General features: G+C 67.2%; 4 protein-coding genes. All 4 read left to right on the top strand.

Annotation, left to right across the window (positions count from 1 at the left end):
* A partial coding sequence (locus B4N44_RS08180) for a zinc ribbon domain-containing protein (RefSeq protein ID WP_296699131.1) occupies positions 1-775 on the top strand: 775 nt, incomplete at its 5' end.
* Positions 776-778: 3 nt separating this feature from the next.
* The gene (locus tag B4N44_RS08175) at positions 779-1,192 is read left to right on the top strand and encodes a DUF6511 domain-containing protein (RefSeq protein ID WP_296699127.1); all 414 of its coding nucleotides are present in this window, start codon (positions 779-781) and stop codon (positions 1,190-1,192) included.
* Entirely contained in the window at positions 1,192-1,974 is a 783-nt protein-coding gene (locus B4N44_RS08170) for a PD-(D/E)XK nuclease family protein (protein WP_296699124.1), read from the top strand. Before B4N44_RS08175 ends, B4N44_RS08170 begins: the two co-directional genes overlap by 1 nt.
* On the top strand, positions 1,941-2,541 hold a 601-nt coding region (locus tag B4N44_RS08165; protein WP_296699121.1), incomplete at its 3' end, for a hypothetical protein. The genes B4N44_RS08170 and B4N44_RS08165, both read left to right, overlap by 34 nt.

Below are 2,541 nucleotides of genomic sequence, written 5' to 3'. Positions count from 1 at the left end.
CTGCGTCGTGCTGCTGCGGCCGAGTTCCTACAAATCGACCATGATCCAGATGGTCGGCCGGGGCCTGCGCACGATCTCGCCCGAGGAACATCCGGGCATCGTCAAGACCGACTGCATCGTGCTCGACTTCGGCACCTCGACCCTGCTGCACGGATCGCTGGAGCAGGACGTCGATCTGAACGGACGCGAGTCCTCCGGCGAGGCGCCGACCAAGGATTGCCCGGACTGCGGCGCCGTCGTGCCGCTCGCCACCACCGAATGCCCGCTGTGCGGTCACCTCTGGGAGCGAGAGGACGCGGGCGAGGTCACGCCGCTCGGCGACTTCGTAATGTCCGAAATCGACCTCCTCAAGCGGTCGAGTTTCCGCTGGTGCGATCTCTTCGGCGACGATGCCGCGCTCATCGCCAACGGCTTCAATGCCTGGGGCGGTGTCTTCTTCCTGAACGGCCGCTGGTACGGCATCGGAGGCCTCCAGAAGCAGCGCCCTCATCTGTTGGCCGTGGGCGAACGCACCGTTTGCCTCGCGGCGGCCGACGATTGGCTCAACGAGCATGAGAGCGACGAGAGCGCCCACAAGACGCGCCGCTGGCTGAACCAGCCGCCCACCGACCGGCAGCTTGCCTTCCTGCCGCCCGAATACCGGCAGGATTTCGGGCTCACCCGCTACCAGGCATCGGCGCTGCTCGCCTTTCGCTTCAACCGCGACGCCATCCGCTCCCTCGTCTTCGGGGCGGCCGATGCCGCACCCGAAGCAGCGATCGGGAGGGCGGCATGAGCCATGACCACTCTCAATCCCATCACGGCCGAGGACCGGCGACGACTCTGGCATCCGCGTGGAACGCTCTGTGCTGTCTGTCGGCAACCCACCCGTGGTTTTGGCTGGTTCGATCCGCACCGCTCGAAACGGCCCCGGCTATCGGTCTGGTTCTGCTCGATGCCCTGCCAATCCTTCTGGACGCGCTCGGGCAGCGGTGGGGGCTGGGCCATGGTTGATCTCACCGAACAGGAGAAGGCGGCGATCCGTGCCGCAATGAAGCCGGTCGCCGAGATCATGGAGGAGATCGGCTGGCAGGCGCGCTTCTCCGATCTCTCGGAGGCGCAGGTGCTCACGCTCATCGAGGTCGCCGTCGGCGGCTTCCAGGACGCCATGCATGCCACGGCGGAAAGCACCGAGGCGGAGGTGCCGTTCTGATGCTGGATTTCAACCCGCGCCCCTCCATGGCCGAGCGGATCAACGCGCTGGTCGACGCCGCGCTGATCGCCGAGCGGGAGGCCACGCCGCCCCGGACCTATCTCGGCGCGTCCCGTCTCGGGCATGCCTGCGAACGCGCGCTGCAGTTCGAGTTTGCTGGCGCGCCCAAGGATGAGGGCGCGGACTTTGGCGGGCAGACGCTGCGGATCTTCGCGATCGGACACCAGCTCGAGGATCTGGCGATCCGCTGGCTGCGGGCGGCGGGGCTCGACCTCTACACCCGCAAGGGGTCGAACGCATGCGTTCGACGGCCCGATGGGGATCAGTTCGGCTTCTCCGTCGCGGGCGGCCGCATCCGTGGCCATGTCGACGGGATCGTGGCCGCAGCCCCGGCCGCCCTCGGTCTCCGCACCCCGGCGCTCTGGGAATGCAAGACGATGAACGCGAAGAACTGGCGCGAGACCGTTGCCAAGGGCGTGGTCGTAGCCAAACCCGTCTACGCCGCGCAGACCGCACTCTACCAGGCCTACATGGAAGCGCAGGTCCCGGGCATTTGCGAGAACCCGGCGCTGTTCACCGCGATCAACAAGGACACGGCCGAACTGCACCACGAACTGGTGCCCTTCGACGCCGATCTCGCGCAGCGCATGTCCGACCGCGGTGTACGGATCCTGCAGGCAACCGACGCGGGCGAGCTTCTGCCCCGCATCGCCGCCAGCCGCGATTTCCACGAGTGCCGCATGTGCCCGTGGGCGGAACGCTGCTGGGGGCTGCCGGCATGAGCGAGAACAACATCGTCTCCCTCGACGCGTGGCGAGATTTCAACGACGCCGCACCCCAGGCCGATCCGTTCGGGATCGAGCCGGACCCTGCGCAGATCGCGGTCTTTCTCGATGTCGTCTTCGGCTATTGCGAGGGCTGGGTCCCGCTGCGCGGATTCGTCGACAAGGGCCAGGGCCCAAAGAAATCTGAAGATGGCCGTGCGGAGCACGGCGGGGGCCGCCCCCATAACGCCTGGATCGAGATCGACGACAGCCTGCTGGAAAAATCCGTCGCCTTCGCTGGCTGGGCAGCGAGAGAGGGCGCTGCCTTCTATGTGGTGCCGGGAACGGTCGCCGAGACCGGCAGGGCCAAGGCCGCCGACGTCCTGCAGATGCAGACGGTTCTCGTCGATCTCGACGCGGGCGACATCGCCGCCAAGATCGACCACCTCATCCGGCATCTCGGCGAACCGACGCTGATCGTCGAGAGCGGCGGCCGCACGCCCGACGGTCTCGACAAGCTGCATGTCTGGTGGCGGTTGAGCGAACCGGCCGAGGGTGAAGACATCGCGCTTCTCTGTCGGCTGC

Source organism: Thiocapsa sp. UBA6158 (assembly GCF_002423035.1).
Lineage (GTDB): Bacteria > Pseudomonadota > Gammaproteobacteria > Chromatiales > Chromatiaceae > Thiocapsa.
Note: the sequence above shows the minus strand (reverse complement) of the source record. Positions and strands in the feature narration are given on the sequence as shown.

Bases quoted from the DNA above. Each gene is read 5' to 3' on its own strand.
- B4N44_RS08170 (WP_296699124.1), top strand. From the start codon at position 1,192: ATGCTGGATTTCAACCCGCGCCCCTCCATGGCCGAGCGGATCAACGCG.
- B4N44_RS08175 (WP_296699127.1), top strand. From the start codon at position 779: ATGACCACTCTCAATCCCATCACGGCCGAGGACCGGCGACGACTCTGG.